The 18,031-nt window shown below is 70.1% G+C and carries 14 protein-coding genes; 5 read left to right on the top strand and 9 right to left on the bottom strand.

Features of this window, described 5'->3' with window-relative positions; genetic code table 11:
* Positions 1-10 precede the first annotated feature (10 nt).
* The 3 genes from ACZ6YV_RS26190 to ACZ6YV_RS26180 all read left to right on the top strand — a co-directional run bounded on the left by ACZ6YV_RS26190 (position 11) and on the right by ACZ6YV_RS26180 (position 2,015).
* A complete protein-coding gene (locus ACZ6YV_RS26190; protein ID WP_465512128.1) occupies positions 11-646 on the top strand; it encodes a TetR/AcrR family transcriptional regulator in 636 nt (211 codons plus the stop codon).
* A gap of 92 nt (positions 647-738) precedes the next feature.
* Positions 739-1,230: a SigE family RNA polymerase sigma factor gene (locus ACZ6YV_RS26185; RefSeq protein ID WP_465512127.1), complete on the top strand. Its 492-nt coding sequence runs from the start codon at positions 739-741 to the stop codon at positions 1,228-1,230.
* Positions 1,231-1,232: 2 nt separating this feature from the next.
* The gene (locus ACZ6YV_RS26180) at positions 1,233-2,015 is read left to right on the top strand and encodes a hypothetical protein (RefSeq protein ID WP_465512126.1); all 783 of its coding nucleotides are present in this window, start codon (positions 1,233-1,235) and stop codon (positions 2,013-2,015) included.
* 154 nt (positions 2,016-2,169) lie between these two features.
* Here ACZ6YV_RS26180 and proB read toward each other — a convergent pair whose 3' ends face one another.
* From proB to ACZ6YV_RS26155, 5 genes are all read right to left on the bottom strand, one after another.
* Complete coding sequence (gene proB, locus ACZ6YV_RS26175; protein ID WP_378236591.1) at positions 2,170-3,279, bottom strand: glutamate 5-kinase; 1,110 nt, start codon at positions 3,277-3,279, stop codon at positions 2,170-2,172.
* Positions 3,276-4,733 carry a GTPase ObgE gene (gene obgE, locus ACZ6YV_RS26170; protein WP_465512125.1) on the bottom strand — a complete coding sequence of 486 codons (1,458 nt, stop codon included), beginning with the start codon at positions 4,731-4,733 and terminating at the stop codon, positions 3,276-3,278. The genes proB and obgE overlap by 4 nt, the downstream gene beginning before the upstream one ends.
* A 106-nt stretch (positions 4,734-4,839) precedes the next feature.
* Complete coding sequence (gene rpmA / locus ACZ6YV_RS26165; protein WP_003067129.1) at positions 4,840-5,097, bottom strand: 50S ribosomal protein L27; 258 nt, start codon at positions 5,095-5,097, stop codon at positions 4,840-4,842.
* 38 nt (positions 5,098-5,135) lie between these two features.
* Entirely contained in the window at positions 5,136-5,450 is a 315-nt protein-coding gene (gene rplU / locus ACZ6YV_RS26160) for a 50S ribosomal protein L21 (RefSeq protein ID WP_465512124.1), read from the bottom strand.
* A 169-nt stretch (positions 5,451-5,619) separates the two neighbouring features.
* Positions 5,620-8,772: a translation initiation factor IF-2 N-terminal domain-containing protein gene (locus tag ACZ6YV_RS26155; RefSeq protein ID WP_465512123.1), complete on the bottom strand. Its 3,153-nt coding sequence runs from the start codon at positions 8,770-8,772 to the stop codon at positions 5,620-5,622.
* 535 nt (positions 8,773-9,307) lie between these two features.
* Between ACZ6YV_RS26155 and ACZ6YV_RS26150 the strand changes: the two genes are divergently transcribed.
* Positions 9,308-10,768 (top strand): S8 family peptidase, encoded by a 1,461-nt coding sequence (locus tag ACZ6YV_RS26150; protein ID WP_465512122.1) that lies wholly within the window; start codon positions 9,308-9,310, stop codon positions 10,766-10,768.
* Between the two features lie 43 nt (positions 10,769-10,811).
* Here the strand turns inward: ACZ6YV_RS26150 and ACZ6YV_RS26145 are convergent, their stop codons facing one another.
* The 3 genes from ACZ6YV_RS26145 to ACZ6YV_RS26135 are packed head-to-tail and all read right to left on the bottom strand — an operon-like array spanning position 10,812 to position 13,373.
* The gene (locus tag ACZ6YV_RS26145; RefSeq protein WP_465512121.1) at positions 10,812-11,642 is read right to left on the bottom strand and encodes an ABC transporter permease; all 831 of its coding nucleotides are present in this window, start codon (positions 11,640-11,642) and stop codon (positions 10,812-10,814) included.
* Position 11,643: 1 nt separating this feature from the next.
* Entirely contained in the window at positions 11,644-12,459 is an 816-nt protein-coding gene (locus ACZ6YV_RS26140) for an ABC transporter permease (protein WP_465512120.1), read from the bottom strand.
* A complete protein-coding gene (locus ACZ6YV_RS26135; RefSeq protein ID WP_465512267.1) occupies positions 12,459-13,373 on the bottom strand; it encodes an ABC transporter ATP-binding protein in 915 nt (304 codons plus the stop codon). Before ACZ6YV_RS26135 ends, ACZ6YV_RS26140 begins: the two co-directional genes overlap by 1 nt.
* Before the next feature lie 118 nt (positions 13,374-13,491).
* Between ACZ6YV_RS26135 and ACZ6YV_RS26130 the strand changes: the two genes are divergently transcribed.
* On the top strand, positions 13,492-14,535 hold the full coding sequence (locus tag ACZ6YV_RS26130; RefSeq protein ID WP_465512119.1) for a M14 family zinc carboxypeptidase: 1,044 nt from the start codon (positions 13,492-13,494) through the stop codon (positions 14,533-14,535).
* A gap of 59 nt (positions 14,536-14,594) precedes the next feature.
* On the opposite strand, the gene ACZ6YV_RS26125 is transcribed toward ACZ6YV_RS26130, so the two are convergent.
* A complete protein-coding gene (locus tag ACZ6YV_RS26125) occupies positions 14,595-17,939 on the bottom strand; it encodes a phosphodiester glycosidase family protein (RefSeq protein WP_465512266.1) in 3,345 nt (1,114 codons plus the stop codon).
* Between the last annotated feature and the right edge of the window lie 92 nt (positions 17,940-18,031).

The raw sequence follows: 18,031 nt of genomic DNA, 5'->3' as shown, positions 1-18,031 counted from the left end.
AGGTGACCCCATGTCCGAAGCCGCCCCGCGCAGCCCTCGCCGCGCCCCCGTCGAACGCCAGCGCGATCCCGAGCGCACCAAGACACAGCTCTTGGAGGCGGCGAAGGCCGAGTTCGGTGCGAAGGGCTATGCCGCGGCACGCGTCAGCGAGATCGCCGCGAGGGCGGGCGTGAACAAGCAGCTGATCTCGTACTACTTCGGCGGCAAGGAAGGGCTCTACAACGCGCTGACCGCGACGATGTACGACGACTACGTCGCGGCCTCCGACGACTCGACACCGTTCGCGGAGGTGGTCCGGTTCTTCGTCCAGTCGGGGATCCGGGACCACGATCTCGCCAAACTGTTCCTCTGGGAGAACCTGACCGACGGCGCGCCCGACGCGATCGGCGTCGATGGCCAGCGCGGATTCCTCCAGCGGCAGGTGGAGTACGTCCGAGCCCGCCAGGCCGCGGGCGACTTCCCCGCAGACCTCGATCCGGCGTTCCTGCTGGTGATCTTCATGGCCGCGTCCAGTGCCGCGCTGGCATTCCCCCGCGTCGTCCGGGCCGTCTCGGGCCAGGACCCGAACTCGGCCGAATTCGCCGAGGCCTATGGCGAACAGCTGGCGCGGCTCGTCGGCCACCTCGCCGATCCCGGGAAGCGGTGACCAAGGTCCCGTCTCGCAAAATTCGGGAATCGCTTGAACCTTTGGCGCCTCTCACGCCCTAGTCAGGGGCAAGACCCCAGGGGAGGCACCGAGTGGGCACACCAAGAGACATCGATTTCAGCGAGTACTTCGCCGCGCGCGTGCAGCGCTTCCGGAGGCTCGCCTTCGCGATGTGCGGAGACTGGCACAGCGCCGAAGACCTGGTGCAAGGCATGTTCGTCCAGCTGTATCGGCACTGGCGGCGCGTCCGCCCGGACACGGTCGACGCCTACGCGCGCCGAATCCTGGTGAACGCCTTTCTCACCGGGCGGCGGAAACGCGGCCGTGAGCGAGTGACCGCGGAGCCGCCGGAACGTCCCGTGCGGCCGGGCCACGACAGCGACGACCGGATCGACCTCGAGCGGGTTCTCGGCGACCTGACCCCACGCCAGCGCGCGATGGTCGTGCTCCGTTTCCTCGAAGACCTTCCAGTCACCGAGGTGGCCAAGTTGCTCGGCGTCGCCGAAGGCACCGTCAAAAGCCAGACGGCTCGTGGGATCGCAGCCCTGCGCGCCGTCCTGCCCTCCCCTACGACCAAGGAGTGACCATGGATCATCTCGATGTCCGCTCCGCACTGAACACCTATGTGCTCGAAGCCGAACCTCCGATCGGACTCACCGGAGAAGCGGTACTCGCCGCCGGCCGGCGGTCACGACGGCGACGCCTCGCGACGGCCGTCGCGGGGGTGGCGCTGGCCGTAGTGGCGGCGATCGGAGCGACCTACGCGATCGCCACTCCTGTGCCGGTCAGTGAAGTCGTGGGGTCCACGTGTAAGCCGAAGTCCACCGTCGAGACTCCGGAGCAGACGAAACTCCGCTTGAGCTGTGTGGTCAGCGCGGCTGTGCGGTCACGGATCGCCCCCGGCACACGAATCGAGAGGCTCACGATTCCCGGCGAGACCCCGCCCGCGGACCCCTTCCTGCTGATCGCCGATCCGGTCGAAGACCAGGGCAGCGGTCGATTCATCTACCACATGGGCGTGCGCGTGAGCGACGAGCACGGCGCGGGGTCGGTGTACGTGAAGCTGTTGCCGTTCCCCGGAACCATGGCGTATGACTGCAAAGACGAGAGCACACCCAAACCGGAGAAGTGCTCGGCTCACCAGTACCCCCGAGGGCTGCTGACGGAGCTCACCTATCGCAACGACAAAGGCCTGATCCTCCACGCGGCGACTCTCACCACACCGAAGTACATCCTCATCGTCGCCGCGAACAACAGCGGCGTCCTGACCAAGGGCGACGGGCTCAACGACCCCGTGGACAGTCCGGCACCCCCGGTGACCGAGGCCGAGGTCCGCGACATGGCGCTGACCGACGGCCTGACCCCGTGACCAGTACACCCGAAACCGCGTGACCGGGCACGTCATGCGTCAACCCAGGTTGATTTCGCCACCACATCTGGCCCTGCCGTCGCCACCGACCCACCAGATGCTGTGAACGGCGATAGCAAAGGTCCCCCGCTCCCCCGAGGGAAAAGCTTGACATTCAGCGGCGAAGGGGGACGAGGTCGTCCGCGTGGACGACCTCGCGCCGCTGTTCCGCGGGGAGGTCGTGGCTGGATCGGCCGACGAGGTCGGGCAGTTCTCCCGAGTCGAAGGCCACGACCCCCCGCGCCACGGTCCGCTGCCGGAGGTCGACCAGGTCGACGACGTCGCCGGCCTGGAAGTCGCCGTCGACACCGGTGATCCCGGCTGCGAGCAGGGAGCGGCGACGGCGGACGACGGCCGCGACCGCGCCGTCGTCGAGGTGCAGTTTTCCGGACGCGCCCGCGGCGTAGCCCAGCCAGAACCGGCGGGCCGAAAGCCGGGAGTCGGCGGCGGCGAACGCGGTGCCGACCTCGGCGGTGGTGAGAGCGCGTGCGGCCTCGGAGGCGGCGGCGAGCAGGACCGGGATCCCGGCGCCGGCGGCGGTGCGGGCCGCGGCGAGCTTCGAGACCATGCCACCGGTTCCGAGCCCGGAGCTCGACATGCCGACGGTGATCCCGTCCACATCGGACTCCCCGGCGACCTCGGCGATCTTGCGAGTCGCGCCGTCACGGGGATCCCCGTCGTACAGACCGTCCACATCGGACAGCAGGACGAGCGCGTCGGCGCCGATCAGGTGGGCCACCAAGGCGGCCAACCTGTCGTTGTCGCCGAAGCGGATCTCTTCGGTGGCCACGGTGTCGTTCTCGTTGACCACGGGAACCGCGCCGAGGGCCAGCAGCCGGGTGAACGTGTTCTGCGCATTGCGGTAGTGCGCGCGGCGCACGACGTCGTCCGACGTCAGCAGAACCTGGCCCACCGTCAGGGAAAACCGGCCGAACGACTCAGCGTAGGCGTGGGCCAGCGCGAGCTGCCCGACACTGGCCGCGGCCTGCTGGGTGGCGAGGTCACGCGGCCTCTTGCCGAGCGAGAGCGGCGCGAGTCCCGCGCCGATCGCGCCCGAGGACACCAGCACGATCTGCGCGCCGCGGGAGACCCGGTCGGCGATCGCGTCCACCAGCGCGTCCAGCCTGGCCACGTCGAGACCGTCGCCGGCGGTGGTCAGCGCTGAGGAACCGACCTTGACGACCACGCGTTTCGCGTCGGCGATCGCCGCCCGGGTCGGGCTCACTCGTCGTCCGTCTCGTCTTCGACGCCGTCCGGGCCGTCACGGCGGATCCGGCGGGCTTCCTTGCGCTCGGTGGCACCGATCCGGCTGTTGTTCTCCAGCCGCAGGTCCGTGCCACGGCCCGACATATGCACCGCGACCCCGGCCGGGGTCGACGGCTCCCATTCGAACTGGACGTCGCCGATGGTGACCGGGCTCCCCGGTACGGCGCCCTTGCGGGCCAGCGCCTCTTCGACGCCGAGCCGCTGCAACCGGTCCGCGAGGTAGCCGACGGCCTCGTCGTTGCCGAAGGTCGTCTGGCGGATCCACCGCTCGGGGCGGACGCCGCGCACGATGAAGGCGCCTTCCTCCTCCGGGTCGATCTCGACGGTGAAGCCCGCGTCGTTGACGGCCATCGGCCGCAGCACGACCTTCTCCGGCTCCGGTTCCGGCTGCTCGGCGCGGTACTTCTCGACCACGGCGGCGAGCGCGTAGGTCAGTTCCTTCAGCCCCTGGCGGGACGCCGTGGAGATCTCGAACACACTGAGCCCGCGGGCTTCCAGTTCCGGGCGGACGAACTCGGCGAGTTCGGCGGCGTCCGGGACGTCGATCTTGTTGAGCACCACCACTCGCGGCCGGTCGGCGAGGTCCCCGCCGAGGCTCGGGGTGTAGCGGGCCAGTTCGTCTTCGAGAGCGTCCATATCGGACAGCGGGTCACGCCCTGGCTCGAAGGTCGCGCAGTCGATGACGTGCACCAGCACCGCGCACCGCTCGATGTGGCGCAGGAAGTCCAGGCCGAGGCCCTTGCCCTCGCTCGCCCCCGGGATCAAGCCCGGCACGTCGGCCATGGTGAACACGGTCGATCCGGCGGTGATCACGCCCAGGTTCGGCACCAGGGTGGTGAACGGGTAGTCGGCGATCTTCGGCTTGGCCGCGGACAGCACCGAGATCAGCGAAGACTTGCCCGCGGACGGGAAGCCGAGCAGGCCGACGTCGGCGACCGAACGCAGCTCCAGGACGAGGTTCCGGCTCTCCCCCGGCTCGCCCAGCAGCGCGAACCCAGGGGCCTTGCGCGTGCTGGAGGCCAGGGACGCGTTGCCGAGCCCCCCACGTCCGCCCTGCGCGGCGACGAAGGTGGCACCGGAGCCGACCAGGTCGGACAGGATCTCGCCGTCCTCGGTCATCACCACGGTGCCGGACGGGACACGCATCTCCAGCGTGTCGCCCGCCGCTCCGGCGCGGTTGCCGCCCTGGCCCATCTTGCCGCTGCCGGCACGGGCGTGCGGGCGGAAGTGGAAGTCGAGCAGGGTGTGCACGTTCGGGTCGACGATCAGCAGGACGTCGCCGCCGTTGCCACCGTTGCCGCCGTCCGGGCCGCCGAGCGGCTTGAACTTCTCGCGGTGCACCGAGGCGCAGCCGTTCCCACCGTCACCGGCGGTCAGATGGATCACCGCGCGGTCCACGAAACGGGACGCCATGACTTGCCTCTATTCACTCGCGAGAAGGGATATACAAAACAAACGAGGGGTGGGCCCGGATATTCCGGCCCACCCCTCGTCAGAGGTTCTAACTCGAAGCCGAAATTCAGGCTTCGGACGGCACGATGTTGACCGTCTTGCGGCCACGCTTCTCGCCGAACTGGACCGCACCGGCGGCCAGCGCGAACAGCGTGTCGTCGCCGCCGCGGCCGACGTTCACGCCGGGGTGGAACTTGGTGCCACGCTGGCGGATCAGGATCTCGCCCGCGTTGACTTCCTGGCCGCCGTAACGCTTGACGCCCAGTCGCTGCGCGTTCGAATCGCGACCGTTGCGGGAGCTGGACGCACCCTTCTTGTGAGCCATGGCTCAATCCTCTTTCTGACGAAGATCCGGAGAAAGTTCTACTTGGAGATGCCGGTGACCTCGACGCGGGTCAGCTTCTGCCGGTGACCCTGGCGCTTGTGGTAGCCGGTCTTGTTCTTGAACTTGTGGATCCGGATCTTCGGACCCTTGGTCTGCTCGACGACCTTGCCGGTGACCGAAACCTTCGCCAGCGCTTCGGCGTCCGTGGTGACGTCGCCACCGTCCACAAAAAGGACTGCGGGGAAGGTGTGCTCGGTACCAGGCTCGCCTTCGAGCTTCTCGACCTCGACGACGTCGCCGACGGCCACCTTGTACTGCTTGCCGCCAGTCTTGACGATCGCGTACGCCGACACGGAAGTCTCCTGCTTACTCGACAACGGGTGGGGGCTTGCGTGACCGGCCCACCGGGAATTCTCGGTGGTCCAGATTCTGCGCAAGGTGCCCGCCTCTAGGTGGCGGGCCGTTCTATAGGTTACGTGGGGTCCCCCGGTGCGATCACACCGGGGTGCCCCACGGTGTTCACTAGCTCTTTTCCGACGCCTCGACCGGCGGACCGGCCGGCCGCGAAGCCGTCCGTCGCGGACGACGGCGGGTGGTGGAGCGACCGGCCGGGGCCGGGACGTCCACCTCGGGTTCGGTCTCTTCCCGAGCCACCGGAACCTCGGGCTCGGAAACCTCTTCCGTCACCACAGCCTCAGGAGTCACCGGGACCTCGGGGGCTTCGGGCGCCGGGCTCGATTCCCGGACAGCGGCGACCTCTTCTTCGCGCGCGGCCGGAGCCTCGTCGTCCGGAGTCGTCACCGGTTCGCCGGCGACCTCGGTCGCGGGTGCCTCGGCGATCGGCTCGGAAACCGGCTCAGCGGCCGCCTCGGCCGCCTGCTCGACGGTCGCCTCGGCAATGGGCTCCGAAGACCCCTCAGCTTCCTTCGACGACTCAGCCGCCTGCGGGGCGTGGCCGTTGAGCGCGGCGCCTTCGACGTTCTCGGTGACCTCGTGCGGGTGCTCGCCCTTGGCTGCCTTGGCGGCGTTGGCGACGGCGTGGACCGCCGAAACCACGGCTTCACGCTGGCCGGAAGCCGGCGGAGCCTCGGTCTTGGCCGCCACGGGCTCGTTCTGCCCCTGGTCTTCGCCCTTGCCCCGGCCACGGGACCGGCGGGAGCCCTGCTCCTTTCCGCCCCCGCCACTGCCGCTGCCACCACCGTGGCTGTGGCCGTTGCCACCGCCACCGGTGCGCTGCGGCTCGGTCGAGATGACCACACCGCGGCCCTTGCAGTGCTCACACGGCGTCGAGAACGCCTCGATCAGCCCGGTGCCGATCTTCTTGCGGGTCATCTGCACCAGGCCGAGCGAGGTGACCTCGGCGACCTGGTGGCGGGTGCGGTCGCGGCCGAGGCATTCGGTCAGGCGGCGCAGCACCAGCTCACGGTTGGATTCGAGCACCATGTCGATGAAGTCGATGACGATGATGCCGCCGATGTCCCGGAGCCGGAGCTGGCGGACGATCTCCTCCGCCGACTCCAGGTTGTTCCTGGTCACCGTCTCTTCGAGGTTTCCACCCGATCCGGTGAACTTGCCGGTGTTGACGTCGATGACCGTCATCGCTTCGGTGCGGTCGATGACCAGGTAGCCGCCCGAGGGCAGCCAGACCTTGCGGTCCAGCGCCTTGGTGATCTGCTCGTCGATCCGGTGGTCGGAGAAGGCCGAACCGGTGCCCGTGTACCGCTTGACCCGGTCCGCCAGGTCCGGCGCCACGTGCTGCACGTAGTTGTAGATGGTGTCCCAGGCCTTGTCGCCCTGGATCTCCAGCTTGGCGAAGTCCTCGGTGAACAGGTCACGCACGACCTTGACCAGCAGGTCCGGCTCTTCGTAGAGCATGACCGGGGCGCTGTTCTTCTTGCCGCCGTTGCCGGCTTCGGCCTTCTCCTTGATGACGTCCCACTGCGCCGTGAGGCGGCGGACGTCGCGGTCCAGCTCTTCCTCGCTGATGCCCTCGGACGCGGTGCGGATGATCACACCGGCGTCTTCGGGGACGATGCGCTTGAGGATGTCCTTCAGGCGGCGGCGCTCGTTCTCCGGGAGCTTCCGGGAGATGCCGGTGGCACCGCCCGCGGGCACGTAGACCAGGAAGCGGCCCGGCAGCGAGATCTGCGTGGTCAGCCGGGCGCCCTTGTGGCCGACCGGGTCCTTGGTGACCTGGACCAGCACGGAGTCGCCGGTGGACAGCGCCTGCTCGATCTTGCGGGCCTTGCCCTCGAGACCGGCGGCGTCCCAGTCGACCTCACCGGCGTAGAGCACGGCGTTGCGGCCGCGGCCGATGTCGATGAAGGCGGCCTCCATCGACGGCAGCACGTTCTGCACGCGGCCGAGGTACACGTTGCCGACGATCGAACCGGTGCCCGACGAGGTCACGAAGTGCTCGCACAGGACGCCGTCCTCGAGCACGCCGATCTGCGTGGAGTCGCCCTTCTCGGCGACGACCATGGTGCGCTCGACCGACTCGCGGCGAGCGAGGAACTCGGCCTCGGACAGGATCGGCGCACGACGGCGGCCCGCCTCGCGGCCGTCCCGGCGGCGCTGGCGCTTGGCTTCGAGCCTGGTCGAGCCGCGCACGCTGCGGACCTCGTCGCGCGCGGGGCGCTCGTTCTCGGCGGCCTTGGCCTGCCGCACGTGGGTGACCGTGTTGGGCGGGTCGTCGCTGGTGGCCTCGGCGTTGTCGTCGTCCCCGCCCTTGCGGCGGCGACGGCGACGGCGGCGCTTGCTGCCGTTGTCGGAATCGCCGTCGTTGTCCGGATCGGACTCCGCTGAATCAGACGCGGCTGAATCAGACGCGGCGGACGCCTCTTCGGCGTTCTCGGCTCCGGCCTCTTCGACCTCGGCGTCCTTGTCCTTCGCACGCTGCTGACGGCCACGCGGGGCCCGCGGCTCTTCGGGCTGCTCGTCTTCGTTCTCGGAGTCGGCCGAGTTCTCGTCGCCGCCCTTGCCCCGGCCACGGCCACGGCGTCCGCGACGACGACGGCGACGGCTGTTGGCGTCGTCACCGTCCTCGTCGATGCCGTGGCCCTCGGCCTGCTCGTCCTGCGTCTCGTCCTCGTCGGAGCCGGTCTCTTCGACCGGGGCGAAGGCAGGCTCCGGCTTGCGGGTGGGCTTCGCCACGACGGGCTCCGGCGGCAGGAACACCGGCGACGGCGCCGCGAACACCGGGACGTGCACGGCGGCCTTCGCGGGCCTGGTGGTCCGGTGCGGCGGCTCCGGGCTCACCGGGGCGGCCAGCGCGGGCGGCACACGCCGCGAAGGCGCCTCGACCTGCGGAGCGGGCTCCGGCTCGGCCTCGGGCTCCGGCTTGACCTCGGCCTTGGGGGCCTTCGGGGTCTCGACGACGGGAGCTTCGACCGCCGGGGCCGCTTCGGCGGCTTCGGTGGTTTCGGTGGTTTCGGGCTCGTCTCCGCCGGTGAGGGCTTCGGCGAGCTTGAGGGCCACATCGCGGGTGACGCTGGACTGCGCGCTGCGGACGGTCTCGCCAAGCTCACCGAGCTTGGCCATCAGTTCACGGCTGTTGGATCCCAGGAGCTTCGCCAGGGCGTGCACCCGGATCCGGGGAGGCAGTTCGGCCAGCTGGCCTGCGATGGGTGTGGCGGTATTCCCGCCGGTGACGGCGGGTGAGTCCGCGTTCGACATATATCTCCTCCGCCCCCGGGCGCGTCGGCTGGCTCACACCGGCTCGACGCGGCCGCGCAGGGGCCCCTTTCTGTTCGTTCCGCCGTGGTGGTCACCAGCAGCGGGAATCCTTGCCCGGCACCGCGACGGCGCCGGGATGGTCCGGGCGCCGCGTACGGCTGAAGGTCTGCTCGGCGGAGCGCTGGCCACGTTCGCGACATCGGGCCGCCCGCCACGTCGTCGAGCCGCATGCAGCGGCGACGCGTGTGGAGGATGTGCAGCACACCACCGGGCCCCAAGACCGCGCGCGCCACCTCTCACGTGTGCCCGTCGGCCAGCGGCCACCGCGAGTATCCCACACCCTTGCCCCACTCCGGTGTACTCGGTGCCACAGACCTGACTCCCGGGCGCGCCGCGGCCACCGGCCGAGCGAACTTCGCGGGAGAGCTTGTCGACCCGGCCGAGGGTGGCTAGCGTGCCGCTCGGGGGTCCCGAAGTCCAGCCCAGCCGAGGCCGCGGTACCCCCGTCGTCCTCTGTTCTCCGGTGGGAGGTCCGGTGTCCCTGCTGGGGCAGTCCCTGCGAGCGGCCGTTTGCGCCTTCATGGTGCTCTGCGGCTCGGTCGCCGCTGTCGCGACGGCCGAGGCCGAGGCCTCGTGCCATCCCGAAGGCCGGGCGCTGCGCTACGTCGTCGCCTTCGACCGGGGCACCTCCGAAGCCGAGGCCAGGGCGGCCGTCACCGGCGGTTGCGGCAGCACGACGACCTACTACCCGCAGATCGCGGTGGCCGTGGCGACTTCAGCCGAGAAGGACTTCGCCGAACTGGTCCGGCCCGCCGCCGCGTTCAGCGCGCAGGCGGAACGGCTGGCGGTGCAGCGGGCCAACGGCACGCCATCCACCAAGACCCCGTCCACCAGGACCCCGTCCGCCAAGGCCGCGCCCGCGCGCGCCGGACTCGAACCGACAGATCCGGCGAAGGTGCCCTCCGCCGACCGCACCGACGAGCAGTGGGACATGCGCGCGATCGGCGCCGACAAGGCGCACGTGATCGAGCCGGGCAGCCCGGACGTCGTCGTCGGCGTCCTCGACTCCGGCATCGACGCCGCCCACCCCGAGCTGAAGACCGCCCTCGACCCCGGCAAGTCCGCGGGCTGCCTGACCGGCGCCCCCGACCGGAACTGGGCCGCGACGACGTCGGTGCACGGCACGCATGTGGCGGGGATCATCGCCGCGGCCGACGACGGCAAGGGCGTCACCGGAGTGGCGCCCGGGGTGCGGGTCGCCTCGGTGAAGGTGATCGACGACCGCGGGTACGCCGACCCGGAGGCCGCCGTCTGCGGCCTGATGTGGGCCGTTTCACAGGGCATGGCCGTGACGAACAGCAGTTACTTCGTCGATCCGTGGTCGCTCTCGTGCGCGCACGACGACGAGCGGGGCGTGGTGAACGAGGTCATGGCGCGCGCCGTCGAGTACGCGACTTCGGAGGGCACGCTCAACGTCGCGGCGGCGACCAACGAAGCCGTCGGGCTCGCCCCGTCGCCGCGGTCGGGCTCCCGGACCCAGGCCGAAGGCTGTCAGGCGCTGCCCGCCGGCCTGCGGGACGTCGTCGCGGTGTCGTCCGTGAGCGCGGAGCGGGTCAAGGCCGGCTACAGCTCGTACGGGCTGGGTGTGATCGACGTGACCGCTCCCGGCGGCGAAGCCGGGCAGTGCGTGCTTTCGACCGTTCCCGGCGGGTACGCGCCGCTGTGCGGGACGTCGATGGCGGCGCCGCACGTCGCCGGTGTCGCGGCGTTGCTCGCCTCGAAACACCCCGGGTACGGCGCCCGTCAGCTGAAACGGACGCTGGACGCGCAAGCGGCACCCATCGCCTGCCCCGCCGACTACGACCTGACCGGCGACGGCACGCAGGACGCCTACTGCACCGGGTACGCCGGGTTCAACGGCTTCTACGGGCACGGCATGGTCGACGCGCTGGCCGCGGTGGCGCCCCGGCGGGCGAGCTCGAACCCGGCCCGATGAGCCTCTGACTTCCCGCGTTTCGTCCTCTGAACGCGAGAAGTGGTCAGCGCAACAGGAGTTTGCCGAACCGCTTCGACGCCCCGTAGATGCCGATCGCCGCCAGCGCGAGCAGGTACACGATGTTCCCGGCCATGCTCCACGACAGCACGCCTGCCGAGAGGCCGCGCATCAGCTCGATCCCGTGGTACAGCGGGAAGATCCGCACGATCCACTGGATCGCCTCGGGGTAGACCGAAAGCGGGTAGAAGGTCGTGGAGAACAGGAACAGCGGCATCAGCACGAGGTTGATGTAGTCGAACTGCGACACCGACCGCAGGAAGGTCACCAGCACGATGCCGACGGCCGAGAAAGCCATCGCGATCAACAGCGCCGCCGGGATCATCAGCACGGCCCACCACGACCCGGGCAGCCCCATCGCCGTCATCACGCCGAGGAAGGTCACCGAGTAGATCCCGCCGCGCAGCACCGACCAGCCGACCTCGCCGAGCGCGATGTCCAGCGGCCCGATCGGGGTGGCGAGCATGGCGTCGTACAGCTTCGCGTACTTCAACTTGAAGAACAGGTTGTACGTCGAGTCGAGGATCGCGCCGTTCATCGCCGACGCCGCGAGAAGGCCGGGCGCGACGAAGGCGACGTAGCTCATCGGCTGGCCGCCGGGGCCGACGACCTCGCCGACGAGTTTGCCGAAGCCCAGCTGGAAAGCCATCAGGTAGAACAGCGGCTCGAAGGCGCCGGACACGAACAGCATCCAGAAGTGCGAGTACGTCAGGAACGTGCGTTCCAGCACCGCCTTCGACCGGCCGCTGTACATCGACGGCGGCAGGACGCGCAGCAGCACGCCACGCTTCGGCTTTCCACTGGTGAGCACTGCCATTTCAGACCACCAGCCGTCGGTAGAAGTACTTGTGCGCCAGTGCCCAGCCCGCCCCGGCCAGCACGACCAGGAAGGCGAGGTGGCCCAGCGTGGCGAGCGGTCCGACGGTGCCGAGGCTGACAGCCCTGGCTGCCTCGTTTCCGTGCCACAGCGGGGAAAGCCAAGCGATCCACATCAGCGGGGCCGGTAGCTCGGTGATCGGGAAGAACGTTCCGGAGAACAACGTCATCGGGATCAGGACGAACCTGAACACCAGGCCGAACCGGGCGCCCTCGTCGTAGGTGGTCGCGGCGAGCGCCATCACCGGGGTGCCGCAGGCGATGCCGGTGAGCGTGCCGATCAGGATGACCACGAGCACGCCGAAGCTCGTCCAGGAGCCGAAGAAAGCCGCGATGACGGCGTAGATCGTGCCGGCGAGGGTCAGCCGGAGGCTCACCCACAGGATCTGGCTGCCGAGCACCTGCCCCGGGGTGATCGGGGTGGCGGTGACGGCGACGTAGTCCTGCTGCCATTTGAAACCCGACAGCACCGGATAGCTCGACTCCCCCACCGCCAGTTGCGCGGAGCCGGCGAGGAGCAGGGCGGGGGCGACGTACTCCAGGTACGAGAACCCGCCCGTCGCCGCGCCTGCCTGGACTTGGGAGCCGAATCCGAGCCCCATCGCGGCCAGGAACAGCACCGGCTGCAGACCTGTCGAATACAGGGTGGACACCCAGTACCGGCGGTACCACATCCAATGGCCTTCGACCCGCAGCCAGGCTCCCGCCCAGCGCGAGACCACGCGGCCCGTCGACGCTTTCGTCTGCGCTGTGGCCATCAGTCCACCAGCGTCCGGCCGGTGAGGCGGAGGAAGACGTCTTCCAGTGAGCTCCGGCGGACCAGGCTCGACAGCGGACGCAGCCCGCGCGCGTGCGCCTGTTCGAGGGTGGCCTCGCCGGTCATCGTGTAGAGCAGGACCCGGTCCGGCAGTACCTCGACGCGTTCGGCGAGGCCCTCGATCTGCTTCGCGGCGGCTTCCTGCTCGCCGTTCGGGAAGCGCAGTTCCACGACCTCGCGGGTGGAGTACCGGCTGATCAGGTCCGCGGGCGGGCCTTCGGCGGCGATGCGGCCGTTGTCCATCACGACCAGCCTGTCGCAGAGCTGCTCGGCCTCGTCCATGTAGTGCGTGGTGATGATCAGCGTGGTCCCGCCCGCCTTGAGCCGGAACAGCCTGTCCCACAACAGGTGGCGGGCCTGCGGGTCCAGGCCTGTGGTCGGCTCGTCGAGCAGGAGCAGCTCCGGGTCGTTGACCAGGGACCGCGCGATGGTCAGCCGCCGCTTCATCCCGCCGGAGAGCGACTCGACCTCGGCGTTCGCCCTGTCGGTGAGCTGGGCGAACTCCATCAGCTCCTCGGCCTTGCTCCGCACGTGCGCGCGGGAGAGCCCGAAGTAGCGGCCGTAGATCTGCAGGTTCTGCCGGACGGTGAGCTCGGCGTCCAGGTTGTCCTGCTGCGGCACGACCCCGAGCCGGGCGCGGATCTTCGGCCCCTCGACGTCCGGGTCCATGCCGAGGATCCGCAGGTCACCGTCGGTGCGCGGGGACACGCTCGCGATCATCCGCATGGTGGAGGACTTGCCCGCGCCGTTGGGCCCGAGGAAGCCGAAGGCCTCCCCCGGGCGGACCTCGACATCGATACCGCGTACGGCCTCGAAGTCGCCGAAACGCTTGACCAACGCCTTCGCCTGCACCATCGCCGGTTCGTGCTCTGAGTCACCCACGGTAGGCACCCTAGAACCTGCCACCGACAAAATTCGACCGGTTTAAGCGCACCCTTGTTGGACGCTCCCGGCTCGTCGATACTCACCGACCATGAGTCTCAAGCCCAGAATCGCCCTGTTGTCCGTTTTTGTCAGCGCCGGGCTCCTGGTGGCGCCCGCCGCGCAGGCCGTCGAGACCGCCGAGACCGCCGAGACCGCCGAGACCACTGTGGACGGCCGGACCGTCGACCCGCGGCCGTCCACCGCCAAGCTGGCCTTCGAACTGCACAAGCTGGCCCTGCTCAGCCACGGCAAGATCCGGGTGGACAAGATCGGCCGCAGCAACGAGGGGCGCCCGGTCTGGGCGGCCAGGGTCGGCCACGGCAAGACGCGGATCCAGTACGTCACCCAGCAGCACGGCGACGAGCCGCTCGGCACCCCGGCCGCGCTTGAATTCCTGCGCGAGGTCGGCGTCGGGCACAGTCCTTGGGCGCAGAAGCTGCTCTCGAAGGTGACCGTCGACATCGTCGTGCGCGCCAACCCCGACGGGAACGAGCACGACTGGCGCTACAACTTCGACCCCGACGCCACTCCCGAGTACGGCGAGAAGGGCAAGGGGTACGACATCAACCGCTACCACGACCCGGCCGTGGCGCCGAAGGACAACCCGGCCACCGAGGCGAGCCTGATCCAGCGGCGGAACGCGTCGTTCAAGCCGGACATCATGGTCGACTACCACATGCAGGGCCGGTACCGGGACGCCGACGGCAAGGAGATCACCGCTTCGACGCTGTGGCCGACGAACGCGGGCGTCAAACCGTCCGATGTGGACTTCGCGAAGCAGATCGCGGTCGTGGTGCAGCGGTCGATCGACGGCAACGGCGGCTACGTCTCGCAGTACCCCGGCGGTGACTACCAGGGCATCGCGCGCAACGGGTACGGACTGCTCGGCAACGGCAGCGTGCTGATCGAGCTCAGCCTCATCCCGGACCGGGAACAGCAGCAGATCCAGGACGCGCTGGCCTCGATGCTGGCGATCGCGCGGAGCGCGGCCGACGGTTCGGTGCGGAAGGTGGACCCGGCCGCCGCCGACGCGATCCCGCCGCGGGGTCCGGCGCTGCCCGGCTCGGGCGAAGAGGCGCACGAAGCCGCCTGAGGGGCGCTATGAAAGGCCCGTTACTGGCGAAATTTGCCAGTAACGGGCCTTTCATAGCACTACCGGACGGTGATCGAGAGACTCTTCGCCACCCCGTTGACGGTGACCGAAAGGTTCGCCACGCCCGGCCGCAACGCGGTCAGCACCCCGCTCGCCGGGTCGAAGGACGCGACGTCCCACGGCATCGCGGGCAGGAACCCCTCGGCGACGTGCGTGCCCCAGCCGCCCTTCCAGTCCGCGCTGACCGGGTACGAAACCGGCACCTGACGCGCGCCCTGCGTCACCACGGCCCGGATGTCCGCCTTCTGGCCACGGGCCAGCGACGCGGGCCCGGACAGCGTCAGGGAATCGACGTTCGGCCGCGTCTCGAACCGCACCGGCTGCGCCTTGTCCCCCGGCTCGAACCGGACCATCGTCCAGCCGACGAACCCGCCGTCACCGGGGGCCGCCGCGGGCGACTTCCCGGAGTTGCCGTTCACCAGGTACGGCACGCCGTCGACGCGCGAAAGGCTGAACACGCCCGCGTGCGAGGCGATCGCGGCCGCCTGCTTCCCCGATTCGCGTTCGAAGGCGGTCAGCCAGCCGGTCAGCATGGTGGCTTCCTTGCGGTCGGCCAGCTGTGAGTTCCCGGTGGGGCTCGGGTCCTTGACCGGATGGTGCATCGCGACGACCACGCCGCGGATCCGCCTGTCCGCCTTCGCGCCGTCCAGCGCCTCGCGCAGCATCCGGATCTGGTCGAACCCGCCCGCGCGCAGCGAACCGCGCGAGGAATCCATCAGCACCAGCCGGATCCCGGCGACGTCGGCGACGCGATGGGTCTCTCCGAACGCCGCCTGGAACTCCGAAATCCCGTGTCCGCCGTCGGCCTCGTGGTTGCCTGGAACGTAGTACCAGGGCGCCTTGCCGACGAGCTCTTCGTCGATGACCGAGCGAGCCAGCACGAAATCGGCGGCCGTGCCGCGGTCGACGAAGTCGCCGTTGATCAGCACGAGATCCGGTTTCGCCGCCACCGCCTCGCGCAGCGAGCGCCGGGCCTGGGCGACCAGCGGGCCGTTCGGGTCGTCGGCGGTGAACTGCGCGTCGCTGACCACGGCGATCCGCAGTCCGCCGGTCGCGACGCCGTCGGTGATCAGCGCCGGGTCACGCGGCGCCGGGTCGGCGGGGACGGCGGCCGCGGGCGCGACCTCGAAGGTGAGGTCGTCGAAGACCAGCCGTCCTTCGTACTGCTGGTCCGGGACGTTCTCGACGGCGTAGAACTTCGTCAGCCGCTGCCCGTCGGGGAGCCCGGCCGGGATCGCCGCGCGGACGTAGCGCCAGCCCGTCCAGTCGACGCTCAGCGAAAGGTCCACAATGGACGGAACGTTGGCGGCGTCGCGGAGTTCCGCCCGCAGCCAGGCGCCCTTCGCGTCACCGTTGACCCACAGTCCGACGCGCTGGGTGCCGGGCGGCACCGCGATCGGTGCCGCAGAGTTGATGTAGGCCGCGCGCGTGGCGTTGGTCCCGTTCAGCCGGTAGTCCAGCGCGAGACCGCGGCCGCCGTCACGGCCGGGTGCCTCGGAAAGCGCGGCGCCGACGACGGCGGGGAAGACGCTGGCGGACCAGCCCGCCGGGCCGTCCAAGGACGCCGCCACCCGGGATTCCGTGCCGACGGACGCCGCCAGATGCGTCGCCTTCCCGCCGGCGGTGGCTGTGATCGCCGAAGCGCCCGAGGCCTTCAGCGCGGTGACAGCGAACCCGTCACCGGACGGCTCGATCCGCACCACGGCAGGGTCGTAGTCGAGTTTGACGTCGTCCGGCTCGATCCACGTGCCGTAGCCGTCGGCGTCGTAGCCGAACACCTTGAAGGTGCTCTTCGCGCCTTCGCCGGACAACGCGACCTGTTCGGTGCTGGTGCCCAGCCGGACCGGCGAGCCGAGGACGTTCAGCGTCGACTTGCCCAGGACGCCGCCACGCTTCGCCAGCACGTCGACGTTCGCGGGCGCGTCCGGCCGGAACCGGTCGGCGTGCGCGGTGAAGACACCGTTCGTCACGGTGCCGCGGAAGGGATTGGTACTGAGCCACTGGGCCTTGCCGTCGACGGCGGCACCGGTCTCGTCGTGGCCCCCGGCGGCGAGTTTCCGCGTCAGCCCGGAAAGCACGCGCGTCGCGTCGGCGGTGTCCTGCGCGGGACGGGGCGAAAACCCGGTCAGGCGGCCGCTGCCGGGTACGGTGGCGACGCCGATCCCGTTGGGCACCAGGCGTTCCCCGCCGTCCGAGGGCGAGTTGCGCACCAGCGGCGCCTGCTCGCCCTCCTCGCGGGCGAGCAGGGTCGAGGAACCGCCGCCGTCGAGGTTGATGGCGTCGTCCGCGCCGAGCGACTTCAGGTGCCGGGCGAGTTCCAGTTCGGTCATGCCGCGGCTGTCCGCCTGGCGGCCGTCGACCGTGGCCAGCCACATCTTCGTGCCGTCGGCGGAGAACCCGACCGCGGTCCGCGGGTGCATGGCGACGTTGTCGACCGGCTGGATCGCGCCGTCGCGCAGCAGGACGACATTGCCGCCGACCGAGACGGACAGCTTCCCGGCATCGCTCTTCGGTGCGTACGCGACACCCACCCGGTCGCCGATCTTCAAGCCGGACAACGTGTCCACGCCGCCGTCACGGGCGAGCAGGATCGTGCTCCCGGCGGCGATCGGGCCGTCCGCGGGCTGGGGCCGGACCTGCGTGACGACCCCGTCGCGGAGTTCGATCTCGACGACTCGCCGGGCTCCGGCGACCGAAGTCCGCCGCGAAGCCGCGCCCCACAGCGGTGTGTAGACGCCGATCGCGGCACCGCTCAGCACGGGGCTGTTGAAGTTCGACGCGGGCACGACCTTGCCGTCGGGCAAGGTGACCGACGCGTCGAGGAACACCTCCGCGAGGCGCGCCTTGCCTTCTTCGGTGATCGACGCGGTCAGGTTGTGGCCGCGCGCGGGCGCCGTCTGGAGTTTCCCGGCGTCGACACCGACGCCGATCGGCGCGCCGCTGGCGTTGATGTCGAAGAAGTCCCCGTTGACCCCGGCGACCGCGCCCGCCCTGGTGATCTGCTGCGAAAGCGGTGTCCGCGCGGAAACCGTGCCAGGGCTGAGATACGTCGGCTTGAGCGTCTTGCTGGTCAGGTCGACGGCGAGGGTGTCGCCGCGGATCCAGCCCGCCGGGTCGTACCGGTCGAACTCGGTGAGACTCAGCCCCGGCGCCACGCGCGAAGTGGCGCTGGTGGTGACGAGACCGTCGTCGGGCGCGGCCACGGCGTACGCGGACGGGCCCTCCTTCGCCGAGGAGGCCGCAGGGGCGGCTTCGACGGGCGCCGGACCGAGCGGAGCGGCCAGCGGATCGGCGTACGCCGGGGTGGCGACGAACGATCCGGGCAGCAGGGCAGCGAGCAACAACAGGCGTGATCTTCTCACGGATTACCCCACGATCGAGTGACAGGCGGCTCAGCTCAGCACAGCGGACGCGAACCGCCAGGAGAAGACCCCGG

This window comes from Amycolatopsis sp. NPDC102522 (assembly GCF_055584485.1).
This window is presented reverse-complemented; position numbering and strand designations above follow the sequence as displayed.

Bases quoted from the DNA above. Each gene is read 5' to 3' on its own strand.
- ACZ6YV_RS26190 (WP_465512128.1), top strand. From the start codon at position 11: ATGTCCGAAGCCGCCCCGCGCAGCCCTCGCCGCGCCCCCGTCGAACGC.
- ACZ6YV_RS26180 (WP_465512126.1), top strand. From the start codon at position 1,233: ATGGATCATCTCGATGTCCGCTCCGCACTGAACACCTATGTGCTCGAA.
- obgE (WP_465512125.1), bottom strand. From the start codon at position 4,733: ATGGCGTCCCGTTTCGTGGACCGCGCGGTGATCCATCTGACCGCCGGT.
- rpmA (WP_003067129.1), bottom strand. From the start codon at position 5,097: ATGGCTCACAAGAAGGGTGCGTCCAGCTCCCGCAACGGTCGCGATTCG.
- ACZ6YV_RS26155 (WP_465512123.1), bottom strand. From the start codon at position 8,772: ATGTCGAACGCGGACTCACCCGCCGTCACCGGCGGGAATACCGCCACA.
- ACZ6YV_RS26145 (WP_465512121.1), bottom strand. From the start codon at position 11,642: ATGGCAGTGCTCACCAGTGGAAAGCCGAAGCGTGGCGTGCTGCTGCGC.
- ACZ6YV_RS26140 (WP_465512120.1), bottom strand. From the start codon at position 12,459: ATGGCCACAGCGCAGACGAAAGCGTCGACGGGCCGCGTGGTCTCGCGC.
- ACZ6YV_RS26135 (WP_465512267.1), bottom strand. From the start codon at position 13,373: ATGGTGCAGGCGAAGGCGTTGGTCAAGCGTTTCGGCGACTTCGAGGCC.
- ACZ6YV_RS26130 (WP_465512119.1), top strand. From the start codon at position 13,492: ATGAGTCTCAAGCCCAGAATCGCCCTGTTGTCCGTTTTTGTCAGCGCC.